We start from the raw sequence: 22,255 nt of genomic DNA, 5'->3' as shown, positions 1-22,255 counted from the left end.
ATGTCTTTTCTGAAAATATCCGACCTCTACAAGTCCTATGGCAGCGTTTCGGTTTTGAAGGATATCAATATCGAGATCGACGAAGGCGGTTTTCTCGTGCTCGTTGGTCCGTCTGGCTGTGGCAAGTCAACGCTTCTGAATACGATTGCCGGGCTTGAGCCGATCACTTCCGGCGATATTTCAATCAACGGCAAGTCTATTGCGGGCTTGCATCCATCGCAGCGTGATATTGCGATGGTCTTCCAGTCCTATGCGCTCTATCCGAACATGACAGTTGCCGGGAATATCGCTTTCGGCATGGAGATTCGCAAAGTTCCGAAGGCTGAACGCGACAAAGCTATTCAGGAGGTTGCCGAGATTCTACAGATCGGCCATCTGCTGGATCGCAAGCCGAGCCAGCTTTCCGGCGGTCAACGCCAGCGCGTGGCCATGGGACGTGCTCTGGTGCGCAATCCTCAAGTCTTCCTGTTTGACGAGCCGCTTTCAAACCTCGACGCCAAGCTTCGTGTCGACATGCGCACAGAGATCAAACGGCTGCACAGCCGGATGAAGACGACGATTGTTTACGTAACCCACGACCAGATCGAGGCAATGACGCTTGCAACCAAGATTGCCGTTCTGAAGGACGGCGTCTTGCAGCAGTTCGGCACTCCGGCTGAGATCTATAATAATCCGTCCAACATGTTCGTTGCGGATTTCATGGGGTCGCCTGCCATGAACCTGTTGACCGCGCGGGTCGAAAAGAACGGTTCAAGCTATGCGATCAATCTTGGACGCGGCGAAGGTGAGCCGCTCAAGCTGCCATTGAAAGCTGCCCCTCAGGGGCTCGGTGCATATGAAGGCAAAGATGTTGTTTTCGGTATTCGTCCTGAAGCGCTGACCGATCCGGATGGCGCGGATCGCAATGCCGATGCTGTGGTGGAAGGCGATTGTCTGATCGATGTTGTCGAGCCCGCGGGATCGGATACGTTTGCGGTCACGCGTCTGGGGGGCAAGCATGTCGTGGCGCGTCTGCGCGCCGATGCCCGCATAGTTGCAGGACAGCCGGCCCGGCTTGCTTTCAACCTGGATAAGTCTGTTTTCTTCGATCCGGACAGTCAAAGTCGCATTCTCTGACATCAGCGGAGACTACGAAAAAAGAAAAGAGCGCTTCCATCGAACTGGAAGCGCTCTTTTTCATATGTGCCTGGAGGGCAAAAAACTTTTGTAGGGCCGCGTCAATGCAGGAAATCAAGGCCGAGAAGGCCAACTGCAAGCGCAGTGTTGAGTGATATGATCATCATGCCATAGATGATGGCGGTTCTTGTAATATCGTTCATTTCCTACCTCCTTGAACCGGGGCGGCCCCCACCCGGTTCGAAGCCTCGTGAAACTGTAACGAAATGTAACAAGCCGTTACGGGAAGCGCAACCCCGTTTTACGCAAATGTGAATGCCTGAAATCTGGCGTGAGACATATGGTCAATCTCGTGCAAAAGCAGGCGAGATGAGGTACATTCGCGATAAATTACTGATTTTATCGCATATTCACTGCAATGTGACGCCGTTCCGACTAGCAATAAGCGGCTCGGCGCTACATAGGATTTGTCGGCTGTCTCCTGTCCGTTATTTCGGAATATTACCGTGAATCGCATCATTCCCCTCGTATTGGCCATAGCCCTGTTCATGGAACAGATGGATTCGAACGTCATTTCGACATCGCTTCCAGCGATCGCCGCCGACATTGGTACAAGCCCGATTGCGCTGAAGTTGGCCCTGACGGCTTATCTCGTTGCGCTCGCGGTCTTCATTCCCGTGAGTGGCTGGATGGCGGATCGCTTTGGCGCCAAGAATGTTTTCCGGGCTGCAATAGCGGTATTCGTGGTTGGTTCCGTTGCCTGCGCCGCATCGAATTCGCTGGCCGCTTTCGTGGTTGCCCGTTTCTTGCAGGGGATGGGCGGTGCGATGATGACGCCGGTTGGCCGCTTGGTCCTTATCCGTTCCACGCCGCGCAGCGAGCTTGTTTCGGCCATGGCCTGGCTCACCATTCCGGCCATGGTCGGGCCGCTGGTTGGCCCGCCGGTCGGGGGCTTTATCACCACCTTCCTCACCTGGCATTGGATATTTCTCATCAATGTGCCGATCGGCGTGATCGGCATCTGGTTTGCCACGCGTTTCCTGCCCGATAATGAAGAACGCATCATGAAGCGGCTCGACTGGCCGGGGTTCTTCCTGTCCGGTATTGCCATGTCTGGTGTGGTATTCGGCCTATCGGTGGTGAGCCTTCCAGCCTTGCCGCCTGTGATCGGCTTTGCCACGCTTGCTATCGGTATCCTTTGCACAGTTCTTTATCTGCGCCATGCAAGGCGCGTGCCCGATCCGCTTCTCAATCTGAAGTTATTCGACAATCAGGTCTTCCGTTCGGCGGTTTTCGGCGGCAGCATTTTCCGCTTCGGCATCGGTGCAATCCCGTTTTTGCTGCCCTTGATGTTCCAGCTTGGTTTCGGCCTCACGCCATTTCAGTCCGGGATGATGACCTTTGTATCGGCAATCGGCGCGATCAGCATGAAATTCGGTGCGAAGCGCATTTTCGCGCGCATCGGATTTCGCCGTGCACTGATGGGCGGGTCGCTGATTTCAGCGGCCTTCATCGCCGTGAATGGCACGTTTACGCCTGTGACGCCTTACTGGATCATCATCGGCTTCCTGCTCATGGGCGGCTTTGCACGTTCGCTGTTCTTCACCGGCGTCAACGCGCTGGCCTTTGCCGAAATACCCGATGAAAAGACAAGTCAGGCAACGCCCATCACGGCTGTCGCCCAGCAGGTTTCCATTGCTATTGGCGTCGCGCTGGCAGGCGGTATTCTGGAGGTCAGTACATCGCTTCGCGGAACCCACCTTGAGTTGGTGGATTTCCACATTGGCTTCTTCGTGGTGGCTGGTGTTTCGGCGCTGGCTTTCTTCTGGTTCGCGCGGCTTGCACCGGATGCAGGCAAGGAACTGGCCGCGCCGACTGTCGTTAAACATCGCAGCAAGGAGCGTACAGCAGTGGAAATCACGAGCACGTCGGCTGGTAAATAAGGCTCATCCCTTGAAATCGCGGGCGAGCAGATAAAGCTCCACGGATTCGGCACGCGATGCGGGTGGCTTGACGTGATGCACCGAGCGGAACTTCTGCTTGAGAAGCGCCAAAAGCTCGTTTTCCGTACCGCCCTGAAAAGTCTTGGTGAGGAAGTGGCCGCCGGGTTTCAGCACCGAAATGGCAAAATCGGCGGCGACTTCGCAAAGATGCACTGTGCGCAGATGGTCCGTCCGGCGATGGCCCGTGGTGGGCGCGGCCATGTCCGAAATGACAAGGTCCGGCTTGTCGCCAAGGGCATTCATCAGTTTTTGCGGCGCTTCCTCATCCAGAAAATCCATTTCCAGCAGAATGACGCCGGGCAGGGGATCGACGTGAAGATAGTCGATGCCGACGACATGCGGGTTTTCGTCGGTCGAGCCCACAATCTTGGCAGCGATCTGCGACCAGCCGCCAGGCGCGGCGCCAAGATCGATGATCTTCTGCCCTTTTTTGAGCAGATTATAGCGGTCGTTGATTTCTATGAGCTTGTAGGCTGCGCGTGACCGATAACCGTCCTGCTTGGATTTGTGGACATAGGGGTCGTTCAGATGGCGCTGTAGCCAGCGGCGCGACGATTCCTTGATCGTACCGGCCTTCTTTTTCACGCGCACTTGCAGATTGCTGGAGCCCGCGCCGCCCCGGCCACCAGTTTTCACGCCGCCTTTGTTTCCACCTGATTTACTCATCTTGGTTGCCTGTTTCTAGCGCCGGGAGCCTTGTTATGGCGCCATGCGCCGTCCCGCGACATCAGTTCGGTCAGAATGCCTTCACGCAAACCGCGATCGGCAACGAGAAGTTTTTCACTCGGCCATACCTTGCGAATGGCATCGAGAATGGCGCAGCCGGCCAATACCAGATCGGCCCGGTCCGCGCCAATGCACGGATTGGCCACGCGCGCCTCGAAATCCCAGGACAGCAAACGGTTTGTCATCTGCGTCACATCGTCCGCGCCCATCCACATGCCGTCCACGCGGCGGCGGTCATAGCGATCAAGGCCGAGATGAATGCCGGCAAGCGTCGTCACCGTGCCGGATGTGCCGAGAAGGTGAAAGCGCGGGCTCGCCGCAAGCTGGCCGAGGCAGTTGCGCTCCGCAAAGCAAGACAGCAATTCGGTAACGTGATCGACCATCGCGCCGAAGCTCTCTTCGGTCACGTTGCGCCCGCCGAAGCGTTCGGCAAGCGTCACCACACCGACCGGAAGCGAGGTCCAGGCGGTGATATGCTCGGCAAGGCGCGGGGAGCGGCGGCGCGATACGTCGATCAGCGCGATTTCCGAGGAGCCGCCGCCGATGTCGAACAGCACCACGGCGTCCGTATCGCGGGTGACGAGCGTGCCGCAGCCGGACACGGCAAGCCGCGCCTCTGTCTGGCGATCCACGATTTCCAGCTCCAGCCCGGTTTCCTCACGCACGCGCGTCAGGAATTCCTCGCCATTGGCCGCCGAACGGCAGGCTTCGGTCGCGATCAGGCGCGAACGGCGGATTTTCTTGCCGGCAAGCTTGTCGCGGCAGATTTTCAGCGCTTCCACTGCGCGATGCATGGCATTGTCGCCAAGCTTGCCGGTGGTGCTCAAGCCTTCGCCAAGCCGCACGATGCGCGAAAAGGCATCGACGACGCGGAACTGGCCGGGCCGTGTGGGCGAGGCCACCAGAAGGCGGCAATTATTGGTGCCAAGATCAAGGGCGGCATATAACGGTGTCTCACCATGGGCACTGGGTGCGCCGTTGGTGTGGCGGGCAGGCTGCGGCGCGCCGTTCTTCCGTTTGGCCTGCGTTGCAGGCGCATGGCTTTCCGGGCGCGGTGCGTGGTGCGGGACCTTGGCTGCGTTTTCTGCAACGAGCATCGGCTGGCCGTCCTGTTGACGGGCCAGTTGCTTTTTCTTGCGGGCGCGGCGGCGGCGATTCGATAATTTCCCGCAGGGGCGCGCTTCCGCACTCACGGTCTCGGCAGCAGGAGGCTTTGCGCATGCAGTCTCGGTTCCACGGCCTGCCTTGCCCCGGTGGCGGCGGCGGCGCGCGCGCTTGCGCTGGCTGGGAGAGCCCTTGGCTTCCGCTTCATCCTGGGTTTTCGGGCGTCCTGAATCGGGAGCGCTACGCGCATTCCCGGCTTCTGCGGCGGCATGCTTGCGCAATTTGCGCTTGCCGCCTTCGGACGGATTCCGGGCCTGAACATTGCCGGATTGTCCGCCAGACGCCCCCTGGTGCACCGTATCGGCGGTGCGCTCCTCGGGGTTTTTCAAGGTTCTGATCCTTATGGCGCCGCGCGAACCGATGAGGACGCAAGCAAGGCGCTTCAATTTTTACGTTGCGCATAATGTAACAGTGGTTTTCCGTTTTACCAAGGGGCAGGCTGTGAAGTGCCGCCGGAAATTTTTGAAGCACCAGACAATTTTACGGTGACGGCGCGCCGGAGAGGGCTTTCGCGGTTGGCGAAAGCCCTTACGAACTGGTCAGATGTCGTAGCTGTGCGCGGCGTTGATCGTTGCCACGAACTGCTTGGTACGGTCGCGGCTGGGGCGGGTGAAGACATCGTAGGCGGAGCCGGTCTCCACCACATTGCCCGATTCCAGAAAGACCACATTCTTCGCAATCTTGGAGGCGAGGCGCAGATCATGCGTCGCAATCACCATGGTCGTGCCTTCCTGCGCAAGCTTGCTTAGTACATCCACAACTTCGGACGCGAGTTCCGGGTCGAGCGCGGAGGTCGGCTCGTCGCACAACAGAACACGCGGCGATGGCGCAAGAGCGCGCGCAATGGCGATGCGCTGCTGCTGTCCACCCGAAAGCGTGGAGGGCCAGGCATCGGCCTTATGCGCCATGCCCACCTTGGTCAGCAGTTCCATTGCGCGCTCGCGCGCCTTGTCCTTCGGCCATTTCAGGACTGTGACCAGCCCTTCCATGACATTTTGGATTGCGGTCTGGTGCGGGAAAAGCTGGAAATTCTGGAACACCATGCCCGTCTGGCGTCGGATGGACTGGATCGCCTGCCAGCTTGGCTTGCGGTCCGGCTCGAAGGACAGGCTCTGCCCGCCCAGCAGAAGCGTGCCGGAGGTCGGGATTTCCAGAAGATTGATGCAGCGCAGCAATGTGCTCTTGCCGCCGCCGGAAGGGCCGACAAGGGCTGTCACTGTGCCTTCGGCGATCGTGATGTTGATGTCGTTCAGGATAACGGCATCGTCAAAACGCTTTACGATATGTTGCAGCTCGATCATGCGTTTGTCTCCAGCGTGCCGCCATAACGCCCGAAGCGCCGCTCCAGCCGCACTTGCAGGGCCGATAGAACGGAACTCAGCGCCAGATAGATGAGTGCCGCCTCGATATAGAGGACGAGTGGTTCATAGGTGGTGGCGACGATGCGCTGTGCAGACTGGAACAGTTCCGGCACGGTGATCGCAGCCGCCAGAGACGTATCCTTGACGAGCGAGATGAAGGTGTTGGAAAGCGGCGGCACAGCGGTCCTGGTTGCCTGCGGAAGAATGGTGCGGACAAGCGCCTGACGCCAGCTCATGCCGATGGAATAGGCAGCTTCCCATTGTCCCTTCGGGACCGAGGAAATGACGGCGCGGATGATTTCGGAACTATAGGCCCCGATATTGAGCGTGAAACCGATCAATGCTGCCGGAAAGGCGTCGAGATAGACGCCGATGCTGGGCAGACCGTAAAAGATTACGAAAAGCTGGACCAGAAGCGGCGTGCCGCGAAAAACCCAGACATAGAACCGTGCGACGGAAGAAAGCCAGACGGGTGCGAACAGCCGCACGAGTGCCGTCAGGAGGCCAAGCGCAAGGCCGAAGGCAAAGGAAAGCAAGGTCAGCGGTATGGTGAAGATCAACCCGGCCCAGAGAAGTGTGGGCAGGGAATCTGCCATGAGTTGAAGCCAGTCGGGCACTCGTTTCGGCTCCTTCGCAGCAATTGGGATAATAGATCGGACCGGAATGAACATGCGCTGCAAGAAGCGCGCGGGGCCATATTATACGGTCTGGCGATTCTGTCTCGGGAATAGTTTTCCACAACCGTAACAGAACGAAGCCGGATCTGGTCCGGCTTCGCAATTGCGGTCGGGCAGAATATTACTTGGAAACGTCCTGACCGAAATATTTCTGCGAGATCTTGTCGTAGGTGCCATCGGCCTTGATTTCATCAAGCGCCTTGTTGATGGCGGCGACCAGTTCATCGTCACCCTTGCGCACGATGATGCCGGACGCATCTGCATTTTCCTTTTCCGCCACGACCTTTACCGGAGCCTTCGGTTGGTGCTTCTTGAAGTCGAGATAGGACAGGCTGTCATTCAGCGTGGCATCGGCCCGGCCGGTCAGGACCAGTTGGATCGACTGGTCGAAACCATCGGTGGCGACCAGTTCCGCGCCTGCTTCCTTGGCCAGGCGGCCATAGTTGCTGGTGAGCGACTGGGCTGACTTCTTGCCCTTCAGATCGGCGAAATCCTTGATCGCGTCATTCTTCTCGTTGACGATGAGGACAACCTTGGAGACGATATAGGGGTTGGAGAAGTTGAATTTCTTCTTCCGTTCCTCGGTGATGCCGACCTGATTGATGACAGCGTCGTAGCGGTTGGCGTCGAGACCGGCGATGAGACCATCCCATTTGCCTTCCACGAATTCCGGCTTCACGCCGAGCTTTTCGGCGACGGCTTCACCGATTTCCACGTCGAAGCCGACAAGCTTGTTCTCCTTGTCGTGATAGGTGAAAGGGGCATAGGTGCCCTCGGTGCCGATTTTCAGGACACCGGCCGACTTGATGGCGTCGAGATTTTCACCCGCCATTGCGCCGGTGAAAAGAACTGCCTGGATGATGCCTGCGGTAGCGAGAATCTGAGCGAATTTCATTTTGGTATCCGTGATCTGGTTGATGGCCTATTGATCGCAGAAATTTAATTCTAATGATGGGTCCAAACTGGATCGCAAAGCCCCTCAAATGAGAGATTATTTTCAATTATTGCTGGATAATGAGCAATGTATTCTATTCTCCGCTTTTGTCCAGTTGAGAGGGGGAAGAACGTTCTCTTTGTGTGCGCGGAAGCGATGAAAAAGCGGAATCGTAACAAGGTTTGAAGAAACGACAACGCCGCCCGGAAAGGCGGCGTTGTGTTGATTGCTTGACGGGCTTATTCCGGTTTGCCGTATCCGCCGCCTGTCGGCGTAATGACGGTAAAGGCTTCTCCTGCTTCCAGAACGGTCTGGTCGCATCCTTTCAGCACGTCCACCGAACCGTCCATGCGGCGCACCTCGTTACGGCCTGTTTCGCCGGGCTCACCGCCTTCCAGCCCGAAGGGGCGCACGCGGCGATGACCGGAGAGAATGGCGAAGTCGAGCTTTTCCAGCGCGCGGATCGTGCGCTTGGTGCCATCGCCCGCATGCCATTTGCCCTTGCCGCCGGAATTCTTACGGATATGAAAATCCTCCAGCAGCACGGGGAAGCGGGTTTCCAGAATTTCCGGATCGGTGAGGCGCGAATTGGTCATGTGGGTGTGAACTGCATCGGCACCGTTGAAGCCGGGGCCTGCGGGCGCGCCTGAACAGATGGTTTCGTAATACTGATATTCGTCATTGCCGAATGTCAGGTTGTTCATGGTGCCCTGTGCTGCTGCCATGGCCTTGGTTGCGCCGAACAGGCAATTGGTGACGGCCTGGCTCACCTCCACATTGCCGGCTACGACCGCTGCCGGATAGCGCGGTGAAAGCATGGAGCCTTGCGGTACGATGACCCTGATCGGGCGCAGGCACCCCGCATTCATCGGGATGTCGCCTTCGACCAGCACGCGGAAGACATAGAGAACGGCGGCGCGGGTGACGGGCTCCGGCGCATTGAAATTGTCGGAGCGCTGTTCGGAAGTCCCGGTGAAGTCGACGGTCGCCTCGCGTTTTTCCCTGTCGATGGTGACACGCACCTCGATCTGGCACCCTTGATCCATTTCATAAGTGAAATGACCGTCCGGCAACCGGTCCAGTATGCGACGCACGCTTTCGGCGGCATTATCCTGAACATGGCCCATATAGGCCTTCACGACGTCCTCGCCGAAGAGGCCGATCATCTTCTTCAGTTCCGCCACGCCCTTTTCGTTGGCGGCGATCTGCGCTTTCAGGTCGTTGACGTTCTGCGTCAGATTGCGGACCGGATAGGTCGCGCCCGTCAGAAGTGCAGTCAGTGCATCCTCGCGGAATGTGCCGCGATCGACCAGTTTGAAATTGTCGATATAGACGCCTTCCTGCTCGATATTGACGGCAAGGGGCGACATGGAGCCGGGGGCGATCCCGCCAATATCGGCATGATGGCCGCGGCTTGCCACCCAAAAGCGGATTGCATGGCCCGCATCGTCGAAGACGGGGGTGCAGACAGTGAGGTCCGGCAGGTGGGTGCCGCCATTATAAGGCGCGTTGATGAGAAAGACATCGCCCGGCTTGATGTCCCTGTTTTCGCGGATGGCGGTGGCGACGGAAGCATCCATCGAACCCAGATGCACCGGCATGTGCGGCGCATTGGCGACGAGATTGCCTTCGGCATCGAAGACAGCGCAGGAGAAATCCAGACGTTCCTTGATATTGACCGAATAGGCGGTGTTTTGCAGCGTCACGCCCATCTGTTCGGCAATGGACATGAAGAGATTGTTGAAAATTTCCAGCATCACAGGATCGGCCTCGGTGCCGATTGCGGTGCGGGCGGGCAGGGCCTTGATGCGGGTCAGCACGACATGGTCATGCGCGGTCAGGCGCGCCTGCCAGCCATCCTCGATCACGATGGTCTGGTTCTTCTCGATGATGATCGCCGGGCCGGTGACGGTCTGGCCGCGCTGCATCTCTTCACGCAGCACCACGCCGGCCTCATGGAATTCACCCTGCGAGAAGAAGCGCGTCTTTTTGGCGGGTTTTGCTTCCTGGTCGCAGTCGAGCGATCGGGCATTCTCCATTTCACCGGCGCCGCCGCCCACGGCTTCCACTTCAACCGCGTCGATGACGAGCGCCTTGTTTTCCGCGATGAAACCGAACCGGCGTCTATGCGCAGCCTCGAATTCGATGCGCAGGCGCGCAGCATCGTCTTCCATCGGGAAGGTTGCCTCGATGGAAAGAACCGTGTCCGTGCCCGCATAGCGGATATGGGCGCGAAGGTGCCGCTCAATGGCATCTGTCTCTATGCCCTGTGTGATGAGCTCGGCAACGCATTCGCTTGCCAGTTCCTCGCCCAGTTCTTTCAGCGCTTTCGGCGCAGCAGGATCGAGCGCAACGCCAAGTGCTTTCTGGCGGGTCGCGCGAATATCGGCAAGCCCCATGCCATAGGCGGACAGTAGGCCCGACATCGGATGAAGAAGAATGTTCTTCATGCCCAGCGCATCGGCCACGAGACAGGCATGTTGCCCGCCCGCGCCGCCGAAGCAATTGAGCGCATAGCGCGTTACGTCATAGCCGCGCTGGACGGAGATTTTCTTGATCGCCTCAACCATATTGGCGACGGCAATGCGAATGAAGCCATCCGCAACCGCCTCCGGCGAGTGCCCGTCGCCGATCTCGTCGGCAAGTGCTGCGAAGAGTTCGCGCACGCGCGCCACATCGAGCGGCTGGTTCTGTTCTGGACCGAAGATCGCCGGGAAGAATTCCGGCAGAAGCTTGCCGAGCATGACATTGGCGTCGGTAACGGCAAGCGGGCCGCCATTGCGGTAGCAGGCGGGGCCGGGATTTGCGCCTGCCGAATCCGGTCCGACACGGAAACGGCCGGCTTCGTAATGAAGGATGGAGCCACCGCCAGCGGCAACCGTGTGGATCAGCATCATTGGCGCGCGCACGCGCACGCCCGCCACTTCCGTCTCGAAAGCGCGTTCATATTCGCCATCGAAATGCGCAACGTCGGTGGAGGTGCCGCCCATGTCAAAACCGATGACCTGCCCGAAGCCCGCGGCTTCGCCAGTGCGCGCAAGGCCAACGACACCGCCGGCGGGACCGGAAAGGATGGCATCCTTGCCCTGGAACAGGTCGGCGGCGGTCAGACCGCCCGAAGACATCATGAACATGACACGCGCGCCGGTGCGCTCCACGTCCAGTTCGTTGGAAACCTGCGCCACATAGCGGCGCAGAACCGGGGAAAGATAGGCATCAACGACCGTCGTATCGCCGCGTCCCACCAGCTTGATGAGCGGCGAAACCTCGTGGCTGACGGAAACCTGCTCGAACCCCATATCGCGGGCAATCCGAGCGATTTCAGCCTCATGCGCCGGAAACTTGTAGGCATGCATGAGGGCAATGGCGATGGATTTATAGCCTTCCGCCTTCAACGCACGAAGGGCCTTTTCAGCTTCCGCGAGGGTGATGGCCTTTTCCACCGTGCCATCGGCACGGACGCGCTCGTCAAGCTCGATGACTGAATCATAAAGCGCTTCCGGCTTGATGATCTCCGTTGCAAAGATGTTCTTGCGTTCCTGATAACCGATCTTCAGCGCATCGCGAAAACCTTTGGTAGTGACGAGCGCCAGACGCTCGCCCTTGCGCTCCAGAAGCGCATTGGTGGCAACGGTCGTTCCCATGCGCACTTCGCCGATAATGCCGGCTGGCACCGGCTCGCCCGTCCTGAGGCCCAGATGCAGGCGAATGCCGTGAACGGCCGCGTCCTTATAGGCCGAGGGATTTTCCGAGAGAACCTTTCGCGCATGGAGCCGCCCTCCGGGATCGCGCCCGATAACGTCGGTGAACGTACCGCCGCGGTCGATCCAGAAGTCCCATACTCCGCGTCCCGTTCCGCTCATTATTGGCTCCCTCATGCAAATTCGACGGTGCTGCCCGAAATCTTTTCGGGATTTGATAGTCCCACTTTATTGACAAAATGTCGATAAGATGGTGACATAAAATACACATAAAAGAGGGAGCGGCAAGAATGGGAAAAATGAGGAAAACGGAGGACGGGCCGGAAGCGGCTGTCGATCCGCGCGAGGCGGGCTTCGAAGAAGTCGCCTTGCCGAAGCATTTGCGCCCCGTTGCCTCCATCGGCCCGATTGTTTCCTCCGCCCACCTTGCCGAAGGCGGCTCGCCCGCCATGTCCGAGGTCGAGTACGGCCTCATTCTCGCATCGCACGCCTTTTCCCGCTGGATGGTGCGCTGCATGGCTGCTGCCGGGCTGCCGGGGCTTTCGCCGATCGAAGTACTCATTCTCCATTCCATTCGCCACCGCGACCGCGAAAAAAAGCTCGCCGATATCTGTCTCGTGCTGGATATTGAAGATACGCACATTGCGACTTACGCTATCCGCAAATTGGAAAAGGCCGGATTGCTGACGACCGGCAAGGCCGCCAAGGAAAAGACGGTGAAGATCACGGCCAAGGGAGCGGAAGCCTGCGCGCGTTACGCGCAGATTCGCGAGCGCCTGTTGGTCGATTCCACCGCCAATGCGCGGCCTTCGGAGGAGACGCTTTCGGAAGTGGCCGCACTTCTGCGCTTCATGTCGGGCGCATTCAATCAGGCCACGCGGTCTGCCATTACATTATAAGAGAGTTGCGAATTTGAGCGGAACCGAGTTGAGCGAACCTGTTTCAAAACCTCTGCTGACCGTCGATGGCCTCAGCGTCGAGTTCGGCGCAAGCCGTGTTGTCGACGGCCTCAGCTTTTCCGTAAGGCCCGGCCGCACGCTGGCCGTGGTTGGCGAATCCGGTTCTGGAAAATCGATCACCTCGCTTTCCATCATGCGCCTTGCCGATATGAGCGGCGCGCGTTTCCCCGAGGGGCGCATCCTGTTCTCCGGCAAGGGCGGTGAGCGCGATCTGCTGCGGGCCGACCAGAAGGCCATGCGCAGCATTCGCGGCAAGGAGATCGCGATGATCTTCCAGGAGCCGATGACGTCGCTGAACCCTGTCTTCACCATCGGCAACCAGATTTCCGAAGTGCTGATGCTGCACGAAGGCATGACGCAGCGCGCCGCACTTGCCGAAGGCAAGCGCCTTCTGGAAATGGTGCGCCTGCCGGATGCAGAAGGGCTTTTGAAACGTTATCCGCACCAGCTTTCCGGCGGCATGCGCCAGCGCGTGATGATCGCCATGGCGCTTGCCTGCCGCCCCAAGCTGCTGATTGCCGACGAGCCGACCACCGCGCTCGATGTCACCATTCAGGCCCAGATATTGAATATTATCAGGGAATTGCAACAAGAGCTGGAAATGGCTGTTATTTTCATCACCCACGATATGGGCGTGGTGGCGGAAATGGCCGATGATGTCGTGGTCATGTGGAAGGGCAAAAAGGTCGAGGAAGGTCCGGTCGGGCGCATCTTCGAGGCGCCGCAGCATCCCTATACCAGGACACTTCTTTCCGCTGTGCCGAAGCTCGGCAGCATGAAGGGGCAAGCGTTTCCGAAACGCATGCCGGTCATGATGATGCGCGACGGCGTGCCGGTTCTGGCGGGTGAGGAGCGTGTTCAGGAAACGGCGCGCTATGATGGCAAGCCGCTTCTGTCCGTCGACGACCTCTATGTGCGCTTTGCGATCAAGAAGAACCTTTTCGGCAAGGTTACGCATGTCTGCAATGCCGTTTCGAAGGTGAGTTTCGATATTTATCCGGGCGAAACGCTGGCTCTGGTGGGTGAATCCGGTTCCGGAAAATCCACCATAGGCCGCACGATCCAGCAATTGCAGACGCCCTTTGCCGGAGACGTGCGCTTCAACGGCAAGGCCTATTCCCAGATGAGCGCTGCCGAACGCTATGCCATGCGCCGCGAGGTGCAATATATCTTTCAGGACCCGTTCGCCTCGCTCGATCCGCGCAAGACGGTTGGCTTTTCCGTCGCCGAACCAATCCGCACGCATGGTCTTCTCGACAATGACAAGGCCATCCATGCGCGTGTGGCGGAATTGCTGGAGCGTGTGGGGCTTGGGCCGGAACATGCCGGGCGCTATCCGCATGAGTTTTCCGGCGGGCAGCGGCAGCGCATCTGCATTGCCCGTGCGCTCGCTTCGCAGCCAAAACTCATCATCGCCGATGAGGCGCTCTCCGCGCTGGATGTTTCCATACAGGCCCAGGTCATCAACCTGTTCATGGACCTGCAAAAAGAACACGGGCTTGCCTATCTCTTCATCAGCCATGACATGGCGGTGGTGGAAAAGATGAGCCATCGCGTTGCCGTGCTTTATCTCGGCCAGATCATGGAGCTCGGCTCGCGTGCGCAGGTGTTCGAAACGCCGTCGCATCCCTATACGAAGCGGCTTCTTTCCGCCGTGCCGATTGCCGATCCGGCGGCGCGCACCAACCGGCCCGCACTGGAAGGTGAGATTCCCAGCACGACGCGGCGGGTCGACGACAAGCCGACGATCTATAACCATCGCGAGATTGCCGCCGGGCATTTCATTGCGGAAAGCGCTTGAAGAACAAAAGTTCAACCAGAACCCAAAGGGGAAAGACAATGATAAGAAAAACACTGAAAGCCGTTTTCATGGCTTCCGCTCTTTCGGCGGCAGTTCTTGCATCGGCGCCCGCATTTGCTGCCGGCAAGCTTACCGTTTCGTCGCCGCAGGACCCCGGCAGCTGGGACCCGATCGACACTTTTCTTGTAAACTGGGCCTCGGTCGCCACCAATATTTTCGACGGCCTTGTCTATCGCGGACCGGACCTCAAGATCGTCCCGGCGCTTGCAACATCGTGGGAAGAGCTGGACGACGGCAAGCGCATCCGCTTCCATCTGCGCGAAGGCGTGAAGTTCCATGATGGCGAGCCGTTCAATGCGGAAGCCGTGAAGTTTACCTTCGAGCGCCTTCTGGGCGACGAAGGTGCGAAAGGGCCGCAGCGTTCCAACTATATCGCCATCGACAAGGTGGAAGTGATCGATGACAAGACCGTCGATTTTCACCTGAAGGCTCCGGATCCGGTTCTGATCACCAAGCTGGCCGGCTATGGCGGCATGATCGTTCCGCCGAAATATATTCAGGAAAAGGGCGATGATTACTTCAACATGCATCCGGTCGGCACCGGACCGTTCAAGTTTGTCTCCTACGAGCCGAAGGTGAACATCAAGCTTGAGGCATTCGCCGATCATTGGGGCGGTGCACCGAAGCTCTCCGAACTCGAATATCGCTTCATCACCGAGCCTTCCACAGCCGTTGCCGAATTGCAGGCAGGCCGTGTCGATCTCGTCATTCCGCCGACCATTCCCATCGGCATGATCCCGACCATTGAGGCCGATCCCAAGCTGGAGCTTGTCACCGCTTCGGGGCCCACGGTCTATGCGCTGCGCTTCAATACGCGCGACGGTATCACCAAGGACGAGCGCGTGCGCAAGGCGCTTATCATGGCTGTGGACCGCGATGCGATCATCCAGTCGATCCTTGCTGGTCAGGCGGAGCCGATTGCGAGCTTCCAGGGCGCGCTGTCCTTTGGCTACGATCCGAACATGAAGCCGCTTCCCTATGATCCGGAAGGCGCAAAGAAACTGCTTGAGGAAGCGGGCGTTCAGCCGGGCGCGACTGTCCAGATTGATGTGCGCGGGCAGGATGCAAGCTTTAACGAAGTGGCGCAAGCCATTGCAAGTTATCTGCAAATGGTCGGTATTACTGCAAACATCAAGCCATATGATACCAATGTCCTGCTGAACGATATCATTCCGCAGGGCAAGACGGGCGCGATGTTCCAGCAGTCATGGGGCGGCTGGACCTTCGACTACGACAATACCGCTTATTCGATGTACCATTCGGGCGAGAAGTGGAACCCGTATGACAAGGACGAAAAGCTCGACAAGATGCTGGAAGCACAGCGTTCGGTTCTCGACCGTGGCGAACGCGAAAAGCTCCTCCAGGAGATAGCGCATTACGCGGCAGGCCGTGCACTGGAAATGCCGCTCTACAATCTCAAGGCCATCTTCGGCGTCAACAAGCGCGTGAAGAATTTCGTGCCGGTGCCGGACAGCCGCCTGCGGCTGACGGATGTGACTGTCGAGTAATTGAACATGGATACGGCAAGCCGGTTTTCGGCTTGCCGCAGCATTGCGGAGGCGTTCTGGTGGCCGGGTTTCTGATCAAACGAATTTTGCAGGCGTTGTTCGTGCTTGTCGCGATGACGCTGCTGGTCGCTTTTGCGATCCGCCTGACGGGCGATCCGGCCCTGATGCTGACGCAGGGTGCTGGCAGCATCACCGAGGCCGACCTTGAGCGCATCCGCGAGGGGCTTGGCCTCAATCAGCCGTTCCTCGTGCAATATTGGCACTTCCTCAAGGGGCTGTTCACGTTCGATCTGGGCCGCAGTTTCCTCGGCGGCACGCCGGTCTCCACGCTGGTCGGCAGCGCGCTTCCGGCCACGCTCATGCTGGCTTTCGCCTCCATGTTCGTTTCCATCGTGATTTCCATTCCGCTTGGCATCAAGGCTGCGGTTTCACGCGGCAAATGGGCGGACCAGCTCATCCGTATCTGCTCGCTGGTCGGCCTGTCATTCCCGAACTTCTGGCTCGCCACCATGCTGGTTCTGCTGTTCGGCATTTCGCTGCAATGGCTGCCGCCAAGCGGTATGAGCGGCATTGCAAGCTTTATCATGCCGGCGCTGACCATGGGCATCATCCTGACGGCGACCAATGTGCGTCTCGTGCGCACCTCGATGCTGGAAACGCTGCAATCGCAATATATCATGGTGGCGCGCGCCAAGGGGCTGAGCGAAAACAAGGTGCTCTACAAGCACGCGCTGCGCAATTGCGCTATTCCGCTCATCACCTATCTGGGCCTCCAGTTTGGCGGCCTTCTGGGCGGCATTGTGGTGGTTGAACGCGTGTTCAACTGGCCGGGCATGGGCACGCTTGCCTTCGACGCGGTTGCGGGGCGCGACTATCCCGTGTTGCAAGCGACCATCGCGATCCTCTCGATGCTGATTATCGGCGTCAATCTTCTCGTGGACATCGCCTATGGCCTTGTCGATCCGCGTATCCGCACGGAGTAGGACCATGGCGACCAAAACCTCATCCCTTCTCTTTTCCCGGTTCGCCAGCCTGGAATTCATTCTGGGTGTCGTGCTGACAGGCTGCATCTGCCTGGCGGTAATCTTTTCCGGCTATCTCTTTCCCGGCGGTGGCGCGAAGATTGATCTTCTGGCCCGGCTCATGCCGCCTTTCGTCAATCCGGCGCATATTTTCGGCACCGATCCGCTGGGGCGAGATGTGCTGGCCCGCGTCGTGACAGGCGGCAAGATTTCGCTTTTTGTCGGCTTCGTCTCGGTGATCGGTTCGGTCGTCATCGGTACGATCATGGGCCTCGTGGCCGGCTATTATCGCGGTTTCTGGGACATGGCGCTGATGCGTTTCGTGGATGTGCAGCTTGCCATGCCCTTCATCCTGCTCGCCATCACCGTCATGGCCATTCTGGGCGGCGGCATCTTCAATACGATCCTGCTGCTGATCGTGTCGCAATGCGTGCAATATGCGCGTCTGGTGCGCGGTTCCGTGCTGTCGCTGCGCGAGCGTGAATTCATCCTTTCCGCCCGCGCTATCGGCGTGAAGGACCGGCGCATCATCTTCCAGCATCTCCTGCCCAATCTGCTTGGGCCTGTGATCGTGCTCATGACGCTCAATGTCGCCAACAATATCCTGCTGGAATCGAGCCTCACCTTCCTTGGCTTGGGCGTCGATCCCACCATCCCAAGCTGGGGCGGGATGCTGGCCGACGGGCGCACCTATCTGCAAACCGCATGGTGGGTCAGCGTCTTTCCCGGCCTCGCCATTCTTCTTACCGTTCTGGGCCTCAATCTTCTTGGCGACTGGCTGCGCGACAGCCTTGATCCCACCGGCAGGACATCCCGATGAGCATGATTTTTGAAAAGACCTATCCGCGCACCATTACTGCGCTTCTGGGCCGTTTTCTGAAACCGGAAATGCGCGGTGCGAAGCTGGAAGCATGGCTTTTCGACGATCAGCCGAGCCGTTTTGCCGCCGAAACCCGGCTGCGAGAGGCGGGCGTGAATGCAAGGCTGCGCTCGGCCTACAAGCCGCTCCTGCATTTCTTCCTGGAGGAAGTGGATTGTGACGCTCTTCAATCCGTGTCCGTCCGCTATCCGCGTCACGATTTATGCGTGGAAAACCGTTTTCTCCTTGAAACCTATCCGCTCTCTGCGCTGCTGCCTGATGTGGACGTAACCTTTTGCCCCTCAAACAAGGATGACTTCTTCTATGATGTCGATCTGACTTTCAGGGATGGGCGGAGCGAAAACCACCGTGTTTTCGCACCCAACCGTGTGCATGAGGATTTCATCGGCGAAACGCTGGTTTCACCGACCGGCTGGCTCACCGTCGAGCAAGACGGCAGAGCCGGGAACGGTCGTTTTGAAACGGCTTATGAAACCTTGTTCCACGATACGGTTTCGGCCATTGCCGCCTATGACTGGGGGCGGGGAGAACCCTATTTCGACGAACTCAGTATCGCGGTTAGCCTGCCGATCACCGATCGTCGCCTGCCTTACGACGAAGAGGCTTTGAGCCTGACCGAAGCCCTGCACGAGGATATTTATTTCTCGCTGCTCGAAGTCTTCCAGAAGAAGTCGGGGCGCCCGGTGGGAGATCGCGGCCTGCAGCCGGGGCAGATCGTGCCGGAAGTGCGCTTCCGCGACGCCGATCCTTCCGTACGGGTCGAGACGCGCCCGCTTTCCACTGCGGATGCGCTGACGGCCGAACAACAATTGGAAACGGCGCAGGCGCCGCTTTCAGCCGATCAGATACGCCGCGAACTTGTGAAGATCGGCGGCGAGCCTTTCGAGGCGAAGACCCGTTCCGGCCGTGCCGTGCGCGCCACCTATGTCAGGGGATCCGATGCGCCGATGATGATCAGCGGTGGCCAGCATGCCAATGAAACAACGGGCGTGGTGGGGGCCTTGCGCGCCGCGCGCCGCCTCTCGGCCAGAAAAGGTGCGCATTTTATCGTTTCCCCGCAGGAAAACCCAGACGGATACGAGATACACAAGCGCCTTTGTGCACTCCACCCGCACCATATGCACCATGCCGCGCGCTATACGGCGCTGGGCGACGATCTGGAATATCGAAGCGGTGAGGGGCTTTACGAAAAGGCGATCCGTGTGGAGGCGGAAGGGCGCACCGGCGCGAAGCTTCATGTCAACCTGCACGGCTATCCTTCGCATGAATGGACGCGTCCGCTCTCGGGTTATGTACCGCGCTCCTTTGCCATGTGGACCTTGCCCAAGGGTTTTTTCCTCATCATCCGCCATCACGCGGCATGGGAAAAACAGGCAGAGGAACTGATTGATCGCGTGACCAGACATCTGGCCGCTATCGACGGGCTGGTGGACTATAACAACGCACAGATCAGGCTATTCGAGCAGCATGCAGGCGAAACCGGCTTCCGCATCATCAACGGTTTTCCATGTCTCGTGGGCGTGGATGACCGCCACACTGTTCCGCTGACGCTGATTACAGAATATCCGGATGAAACCATCTATGGCGATGCCTTTGTGAAGGGGCACACGGCACAGATGGAAACCGTGCTGGCATCATACGATGCCTTGCAGGCGCTGTTGCGCGAGGAAACCATCGCTTAAAGATAATAGACGCCTATGCGCTTGCCACCGATGACCTCGACGCCGATTTCCATCTCATAGATTTCGCCGAGGATTTCCGGGTGGATGAGTTCATCCGGGCTTCCCTGATGCACGACCTTGCCGTGGCGCATGGCAACGATATGGTCGGAATAGCAGGAGGCGAAATTGATGTCGTGCAGCACCAGCACGATGGTCTTTCCCAGTTCATCGGCAGCGCGGCGCAGAAGCTTCATCATCGAGGCGGAATGCTTCATGTCGAGATTGTTGAGCGGCTCGTCCAGCAGAACGTAATCCGTATCCTGACAAAGCACCATCGCCACGAAGGCGCGCTGGCGCTGGCCGCCCGAAAGCTCGTCCAGAAAACGTTCGCTCAAATCTTCGAGGCCGAGATAGCCTATGGCCTGTTCCACATGCCTGCGGTCTTCGCTGTTGGGGCGTCCCTTGGAATAGGGATAGCGCCCGAAGGTCACGAGATCGCGCACGGTAAGACGCGAATTGATGGCGTTTTCCTGCCGCAGGATGGAAAGACGCCTGGCCAGCACATCGCCTGACGTGGTGGTGACATCGAGCCCGTCCACGGTCACGCGGCCCTTGTCCATCGGCAGAAGGCGGCTCATCATCGAAAGCAGGGTGGACTTTCCCGCTCCATTCGGCCCGATGATCGATGTGATGCCGCGCGCCGGCAGGCGCAGCGTTACATCATCGACGACGAGCGCACCGTTATAGGCTTTGCTGACTTGGCTTATTTCGATCAACGCGCGTTCCCCCTGACGAGAAGGATGATGAAGACGAGGCCGCCCAGAAACTCGATGATGACGCTGAGCGCGGTGTTGAACGCGAAGACACGCTCAAGCACGGTTTGGCCTCCGACGATGCAAAGTATCGCCAGCAGTACCGCTACCGGCAGGACGATGCGATGCCGGGCGGAGCCTGCAATCATATAGGCAAGATTGGCGACCAGAAGCCCGAAGAAGGTGATTGGTCCGACGAGGGCGGTGGAGACGGAAACGAGCACCGTGACCATGAACAGGATCTTGCGCACCACCCTGGCATGATCGACACCGAGATTGATCGCGGGTTCGCGGCCCAATGACAGAACGTCAAGGACGTAGAGATAACGCAGGCCATAAAGTGAGACGGCAGCAACGATGATGGCCGAGATCAACAGGATATCGGCATTGATGGTGTTGAAACTTGCAAAGAACCTGTCCTGCAGGACGGCAAACAGGTTCGGATCGAGCATTCGCTGCATCAGGTTGGAAATGCTGCGAAAAAACACGCCGCAGACGATGCCGACGAGCATGACGAGATGCAGGCTGCGGGCAGCGCCCGAGAACAGCCAGTAATAGAGCGTGCCTGCAAAAACGACCATGATGGCGGTTTCAGCCAAAAAGCGTGCATTCGGCCCGAGCCAGTCGATCTGCACCGCGCCGAAGAAGAAGACAACGAGTGTCTGGATCAGGATATAGAGCGCATCGAAGCCCATGATGGATGGCGTGAGGATGCGATTGTTGGTGACGGTCTGGAACAGGACCGTCGAGACGGCCACCGAATAGGCGACGAGAACCATCGACGCAAGCTTGGTGCCGCGAAACGACAGCACGAATGACCAGCTGCCTTTCGCGCCAAGCGTCATGAAGGCAGCACAGGCAAGCAGTGTGAGTGCGCTTAGAAGCGCGATGATGATCGCGGGACGTCTAAGCAAGGCGCGATCCTCGCCGGAGCAGAAGATAGAGGAAGAGGGCACTGCCCACCACGCCCATCATCGTGCCGATGGGTATCTCATAGGGGAAGCGGATCAGCCGCCCGACAATATCGCAGGCGAGCACCAGCCCTGCGCCCAGAAGCGCCACCCATGGCACGGCGCGGCGCATATTATCGCCGATGAACATGCTCACCACATTGGGCACGATCAGCCCCAGAAAGGGGATCATGCCGACAGTCACCACTACGGAGGCGCTCACCATGGAAACGATGACGAGGCCGAGCGTGACCACGCGGCGATAATTCAGACCGAGATTGGTGGTGAAGTCCTCGCCAAGTCCGGCAACCGTGAAACGATCGGCGGCGATATAGGCCACGACCGTCAGGGCAAAGGCGATCCACAAAAGTTCGTAGCGTCCGCGCAGCACGCCGGAAAAGTCGCCTGTCGTCCATGAATTCAACGATTGCAGAAGATCGAAGCGATAGGCGATGAAGGTGGTGACAGCGCTGACCACACCGCCCAGCATGATGCCGACGAGCGGTACGACGAGCACAGAGCGCAACGGAATGGAACGCAGGATGCGCAGGAAGAGGGCTGTCCCGGCAAGGGCGGTGAGGGAGGCCACCAGCATCTTGCCGATGACCGGCGTTTCGGGCGCAAAGAGAATGACGAGCAGAATGCCGAGGCTTGCCGATTCCACCGTTCCCGCCGTGGAAGGCTCCACGAAACGGTTGCGGGTCAGCATCTGCATAATCATGCCGGCCACGGCCGTGGACATGCCGGCGAGAATGATGGCAAGCGTGCGCGGGATGCGGCTGATGAGCAGGACTTCCGCGGCGCGGTCTGTGCTCTGAGCACCAAAAAGCGTATACAGCGATACATCGCTGACGCCGATGAAAAGGCTGATGACAGCCAGCACGGCGACAACAATTACGGCTGCTGCTAGTCCCTTCACG

At 58.7% G+C, this 22,255-nt stretch carries 17 protein-coding genes; 8 read left to right on the top strand and 9 right to left on the bottom strand.

Going from position 1 to position 22,255, the window contains the following annotated elements; genetic code table 11:
* Nucleotides 1-1,116: an ABC transporter ATP-binding protein gene (locus AVM02_RS11250; RefSeq protein WP_411507055.1), complete on the top strand. Its 1,116-nt coding sequence runs from the start codon at nt 1-3 to the stop codon at nt 1,114-1,116.
* Nucleotides 1,117-1,622: 506 nt separating this feature from the next.
* Nucleotides 1,623-3,059, top strand: coding sequence for a DHA2 family efflux MFS transporter permease subunit (locus tag AVM02_RS11245; protein ID WP_411507054.1), 1,437 nt, complete (start codon nt 1,623-1,625; stop codon nt 3,057-3,059).
* Nucleotides 3,060-3,062: 3 nt separating this feature from the next.
* Here AVM02_RS11245 and AVM02_RS11240 read toward each other — a convergent pair whose 3' ends face one another.
* From AVM02_RS11240 to AVM02_RS11215, 6 genes are all read right to left on the bottom strand, one after another.
* Complete coding sequence (locus AVM02_RS11240) at nt 3,063-3,785, bottom strand: RlmE family RNA methyltransferase (protein WP_411507053.1); 723 nt, start codon at nt 3,783-3,785, stop codon at nt 3,063-3,065.
* On the bottom strand, nt 3,782-5,338 hold the full coding sequence (locus tag AVM02_RS11235) for a Ppx/GppA phosphatase family protein (RefSeq protein ID WP_411507052.1): 1,557 nt from the start codon (nt 5,336-5,338) through the stop codon (nt 3,782-3,784). Before AVM02_RS11235 ends, AVM02_RS11240 begins: the two co-directional genes overlap by 4 nt.
* A gap of 210 nt (nt 5,339-5,548) precedes the next feature.
* The gene (locus AVM02_RS11230; protein WP_411507051.1) at nt 5,549-6,310 is read right to left on the bottom strand and encodes an amino acid ABC transporter ATP-binding protein; all 762 of its coding nucleotides are present in this window, start codon (nt 6,308-6,310) and stop codon (nt 5,549-5,551) included.
* Nucleotides 6,307-6,987 carry an amino acid ABC transporter permease gene (locus AVM02_RS11225; protein ID WP_411507050.1) on the bottom strand — a complete coding sequence of 227 codons (681 nt, stop codon included), beginning with the start codon at nt 6,985-6,987 and terminating at the stop codon, nt 6,307-6,309. The genes AVM02_RS11230 and AVM02_RS11225 overlap by 4 nt, the downstream gene beginning before the upstream one ends.
* A gap of 181 nt (nt 6,988-7,168) precedes the next feature.
* Nucleotides 7,169-7,942, bottom strand: a complete 774-nt coding sequence (locus AVM02_RS11220) for an amino acid ABC transporter substrate-binding protein (protein ID WP_411507049.1) — start codon at nt 7,940-7,942, stop codon at nt 7,169-7,171.
* A gap of 278 nt (nt 7,943-8,220) precedes the next feature.
* On the bottom strand, nt 8,221-11,859 hold the full coding sequence (locus AVM02_RS11215; protein WP_411507048.1) for a hydantoinase B/oxoprolinase family protein: 3,639 nt from the start codon (nt 11,857-11,859) through the stop codon (nt 8,221-8,223).
* 113 nt (nt 11,860-11,972) lie between these two features.
* On the opposite strand from AVM02_RS11215, the gene AVM02_RS11210 reads away from it, so the two are divergent.
* The 6 genes from AVM02_RS11210 to AVM02_RS11185 are packed head-to-tail and all read left to right on the top strand — an operon-like array spanning nt 11,973 to nt 19,594.
* Nucleotides 11,973-12,581 carry a winged helix DNA-binding protein gene (locus AVM02_RS11210; RefSeq protein WP_411507047.1) on the top strand — a complete coding sequence of 203 codons (609 nt, stop codon included), beginning with the start codon at nt 11,973-11,975 and terminating at the stop codon, nt 12,579-12,581.
* Between the two features lie 13 nt (nt 12,582-12,594).
* Nucleotides 12,595-14,442 (top strand): dipeptide ABC transporter ATP-binding protein, encoded by a 1,848-nt coding sequence (locus AVM02_RS11205; protein WP_411507046.1) that lies wholly within the window; start codon nt 12,595-12,597, stop codon nt 14,440-14,442.
* 38 nt (nt 14,443-14,480) lie between these two features.
* Nucleotides 14,481-16,010, top strand: coding sequence for an ABC transporter substrate-binding protein (locus AVM02_RS11200; RefSeq protein ID WP_411507045.1), 1,530 nt, complete (start codon nt 14,481-14,483; stop codon nt 16,008-16,010).
* A gap of 59 nt (nt 16,011-16,069) precedes the next feature.
* Nucleotides 16,070-16,993, top strand: a complete 924-nt coding sequence (locus tag AVM02_RS11195) for an ABC transporter permease (protein ID WP_411507044.1) — start codon at nt 16,070-16,072, stop codon at nt 16,991-16,993.
* A gap of 4 nt (nt 16,994-16,997) precedes the next feature.
* The gene (locus AVM02_RS11190) at nt 16,998-17,852 is read left to right on the top strand and encodes an ABC transporter permease (protein ID WP_411507043.1); all 855 of its coding nucleotides are present in this window, start codon (nt 16,998-17,000) and stop codon (nt 17,850-17,852) included.
* Nucleotides 17,849-19,594 (top strand): M14 family metallopeptidase, encoded by a 1,746-nt coding sequence (locus tag AVM02_RS11185; protein ID WP_411507042.1) that lies wholly within the window; start codon nt 17,849-17,851, stop codon nt 19,592-19,594. The genes AVM02_RS11190 and AVM02_RS11185 overlap by 4 nt, the downstream gene beginning before the upstream one ends.
* Here AVM02_RS11185 and AVM02_RS11180 read toward each other — a convergent pair.
* The 3 genes from AVM02_RS11180 to AVM02_RS11170 are packed head-to-tail and all read right to left on the bottom strand — an operon-like array spanning nt 19,591 to nt 22,254.
* Nucleotides 19,591-20,349 carry an ABC transporter ATP-binding protein gene (locus AVM02_RS11180; RefSeq protein ID WP_411507041.1) on the bottom strand — a complete coding sequence of 253 codons (759 nt, stop codon included), beginning with the start codon at nt 20,347-20,349 and terminating at the stop codon, nt 19,591-19,593. The two genes, AVM02_RS11185 and AVM02_RS11180, sit on opposite strands and share 4 nt — an antisense overlap.
* The gene (locus AVM02_RS11175; protein ID WP_411507040.1) at nt 20,346-21,299 is read right to left on the bottom strand and encodes an iron chelate uptake ABC transporter family permease subunit; all 954 of its coding nucleotides are present in this window, start codon (nt 21,297-21,299) and stop codon (nt 20,346-20,348) included. Before AVM02_RS11175 ends, AVM02_RS11180 begins: the two co-directional genes overlap by 4 nt.
* Complete coding sequence (locus AVM02_RS11170; protein ID WP_411507039.1) at nt 21,292-22,254, bottom strand: ABC transporter permease; 963 nt, start codon at nt 22,252-22,254, stop codon at nt 21,292-21,294. The genes AVM02_RS11175 and AVM02_RS11170 overlap by 8 nt, the downstream gene beginning before the upstream one ends.
* Nucleotide 22,255: the final 1 nt, after the last annotated feature.

The organism is Brucella anthropi (genome assembly GCF_046630315.1).
GTDB classification, from domain to species: domain Bacteria; phylum Pseudomonadota; class Alphaproteobacteria; order Rhizobiales; family Rhizobiaceae; genus Brucella; species Brucella anthropi_A.
The sequence above is the reverse complement of the archived record's forward strand: the minus strand, read 5'-3'. Positions and strand labels throughout refer to the sequence as shown.

What these genes read in the sequence shown, in the direction of transcription:
- AVM02_RS11250 (WP_411507055.1), top strand. Translation starts at nt 1, where the DNA reads ATGTCTTTTCTGAAAATATCCGACCTCTACAAGTCCTATGGCAGCGTT.
- AVM02_RS11240 (WP_411507053.1), bottom strand. Translation starts at nt 3,785, where the DNA reads ATGAGTAAATCAGGTGGAAACAAAGGCGGCGTGAAAACTGGTGGCCGG.
- AVM02_RS11230 (WP_411507051.1), bottom strand. Translation starts at nt 6,310, where the DNA reads ATGATCGAGCTGCAACATATCGTAAAGCGTTTTGACGATGCCGTTATC.
- AVM02_RS11220 (WP_411507049.1), bottom strand. Translation starts at nt 7,942, where the DNA reads ATGAAATTCGCTCAGATTCTCGCTACCGCAGGCATCATCCAGGCAGTT.
- AVM02_RS11215 (WP_411507048.1), bottom strand. Translation starts at nt 11,859, where the DNA reads ATGAGGGAGCCAATAATGAGCGGAACGGGACGCGGAGTATGGGACTTC.
- AVM02_RS11210 (WP_411507047.1), top strand. Translation starts at nt 11,973, where the DNA reads ATGGGAAAAATGAGGAAAACGGAGGACGGGCCGGAAGCGGCTGTCGAT.
- AVM02_RS11200 (WP_411507045.1), top strand. Translation starts at nt 14,481, where the DNA reads ATGATAAGAAAAACACTGAAAGCCGTTTTCATGGCTTCCGCTCTTTCG.
- AVM02_RS11190 (WP_411507043.1), top strand. Translation starts at nt 16,998, where the DNA reads ATGGCGACCAAAACCTCATCCCTTCTCTTTTCCCGGTTCGCCAGCCTG.
- AVM02_RS11185 (WP_411507042.1), top strand. Translation starts at nt 17,849, where the DNA reads ATGAGCATGATTTTTGAAAAGACCTATCCGCGCACCATTACTGCGCTT.